This window comes from Pseudolysinimonas sp. (assembly GCF_031389465.1).
In the GTDB taxonomy this organism is placed as follows: domain Bacteria; phylum Actinomycetota; class Actinomycetes; order Actinomycetales; family Microbacteriaceae; genus Pseudolysinimonas_A.
Genome location: NZ_JANMSQ010000010.1, coordinates 1 through 2,538, shown reverse-complemented (window position 1 = coordinate 2,538; position 2,538 = coordinate 1). Strand labels below are relative to the sequence as shown.

Annotated in this window: 2 protein-coding genes; both read right to left on the bottom strand. The window is 66.0% G+C overall.

Features of this window, described 5'->3' with window-relative positions:
- Positions 1-386 (bottom strand): FAD-binding protein (locus RMO30_RS00315; RefSeq protein ID WP_309707966.1); only part of this gene is annotated, 386 nt, incomplete at its 3' end.
- A 42-nt stretch (positions 387-428) separates the two neighbouring features.
- The coding region (gene dnaE / locus RMO30_RS00310; protein WP_309707963.1) for a DNA polymerase III subunit alpha at positions 429-2,538 on the bottom strand (2,110 nt) is incomplete at its 5' end.

Genomic DNA, 2,538 nt, shown 5'->3' with positions numbered 1-2,538 from the left:
CCGACCACTCCCACCGTGGGCGACGAGCCGGTCACCGGGGCGAGGCCAAGCGGGGCCGCGGCGGCGATCACGTCGGCCCAGCGCACGCCCGCCCCGATCGTCGCGACATCGCCATCGATCACGACCCGGTCGAGTCGGCGCGTGGTGAGCAGAAGTCCGTCGGTCACCGGCAGGTCAGCGCCGTGACCGGTCGCCTGCACCCGCACCGCGAGACCGTGGCGGGTGGCGTACCCCACCGCTTCGACGACATCCTCGAGAGTGGCGGCGCCCACCACCAGGTCGGGATCGTGCACCACGGCGAGATTGACGCCGGCGAGCTCTTCGGTTCGACCAGCGTCCCCTCGCTCGAAGACGACTCCGGCCAGACGACTGCTCAGGTCATGCACTCTTCGAGGCTACGCAGAGCTGACAACATCGCGCCGAGAATCTCAGACGATGCAGTTCGGCCCGAGCAGCGACTTCAGTTCGCCGTAGAGGTCGGCGGTCACAGTGACCGGGTACGGCACCTCGAACATCCGCGCGCTCTCGCCGCGCACGAGACGAAGTCGCACCTCGTTGTCGCCGCGATGCCGGATGAGCACGTCGTTGAGCGCGGTGACGACGTCGGTCGTCGCTCGGTGCTCCGGTACCGAGATGATGAGGGGTCCCGCACCGAGGGAGGCTCCGGTGTCGGGCACGAAGAGGCTGACGGCGTGGAGGTTGAGCCCGTCGTCGCGGGTCGCAACCCGGCCCTTGATCACGACGATCGAGTCGTTCTGCAACGACGGCGAGAACTCCTGGTAGGTCTTGCCCATGAATAGCACGGTCACCTCGCCGCCGAAGTCTTCGACCGTCACCATCCCGTACTGATTTCCGGAGTTGCGAGCGGTGCGGTGTTGCACCGCCGTGAGCAGCCCGGCGACCGTGACCTGCTCACCGTCGTGAGCGACGTCGCCGCCGATGAGTTCTCCGATCGAGATCGTGGCGTGTTTGGCGAGAGTCTGTTCGAGCCCGGCGAGTGGGTGGTCGCTCACGTAGAGGCCGAGCATCTCGCGCTCGAACGCGAGCTTGTCGCGCTTGCTCCACTCCGGCCGGTCGGGAACGGACTCGCTCGCCTGTTCCGGTTCGTCCCACAGCGAATCGAAGTCGAAGCCGACCTGGCCGTTCGCCTCGTTGCGCTTGTCGCTGACCGCCCGTTCGACGGCAACCTCGTGGATCTCGATGAGCGAGCGTCGCGTGTTGCCGAGCGAGTCGAAGGCTCCCGCCTTCACGAGCGACTCGACGGTGCGCTTGTTGGCGACCGGAATGGGCACCTTACGCAGGAAGTCGTGGAATGCGACGAAGCGACCTTCCTTCTCGCGAGCAGCCCGGATGTGCTCAACCACGCCGTATCCGACGTTGCGCACCGCCCCGAGACCGAACCGGATGTCTCCGACCCCCTGCCTTCCATCAACACCGTCCGTCGGAACGGCGGTGAAGTCGCCCGCAGACTCGTTGACGTCGGGCGGAAGCACCCGAATACCCATTCGTCGGCATTCGTTGAGGTAGAGGCCCAGCTTGTCTTTCGCGTCACCGACGCTCGTCAAGAGCGCCGCCATGTACTCGGCGGGGTGGTTCGCTTTGAGGTAGGCGGTCCAGTACGCCAGCACCCCGTAGCCGGCCGAGTGAGCCTTGTTGAACGCGTAGTCGGCGAACGGCATCAGGGTGTCCCAGAGCACCTGCACGGCCTGCTTCGAGTATCCGTTGGCGGTCATCCCGGCCTGGAACTCCTCGAACAGCTTGTCGAGTTCCGACTTCTTCTTCTTGCCCATCGCGCGCCGCAGCACGTCGGCTTGACCGAGGGTGAAGCCGGCGACCTTCTGGGCCACCGCCATGACCTGTTCCTGATACACGATCAGGCCGAACGTGGTGTCGAGGATCTCGCGCAGCGGCTCTGCGAGCTCGGGGTGGATCGCCTCGGAGCGCTGCAACCCGTTCTTGCGGAGGGCATAGTTCGTGTGCGAGTTCATGCCCATCGGGCCCGGACGGTAGAGCGCGATGACGGCCGAGATGTCTTCGAAGTTGGTCGGTTTGAGCTGCTTCAGCAGCGCTCGCATCGGCGCGCCGTCGAGCTGGAAGACCCCGAGGGTGTCGCCACGCGAGAGCAGCTCGTAGGTCGCAGGGTCGGCGTCGAGGTCAAGCCCCTCGATGTCGAGCGGATGCCCGGTGTTGCGTTCGATCGCGCCCAGGGCATCCTGGATGACCGTGAGGTTCCGCAGGCCGAGGAAGTCCATTTTCAGCAGGCCGAGGTCTTCCAACGGCGGCTGATCGAACTGGGTGATGATCGCGCCGTCATCCTGGCGCTTCATCAGCGGCACGATGTCGATGAGCGGCTCAGCCGACATGATGACGCCGGCCGCATGGACGCCCCACTGGCGCTTCAGGTTCTCGATGCCGCGCGCGGTCTCGAATACCTGGGCGGCCTCGGAGTCGGTCTCGAGGATGGCCCGGAGGTCGCCGGCCTCCTTGTAGCGCTCCGACGTCGAGGTGACGACGTCCGTCAGCGTCATCTCCTTACCG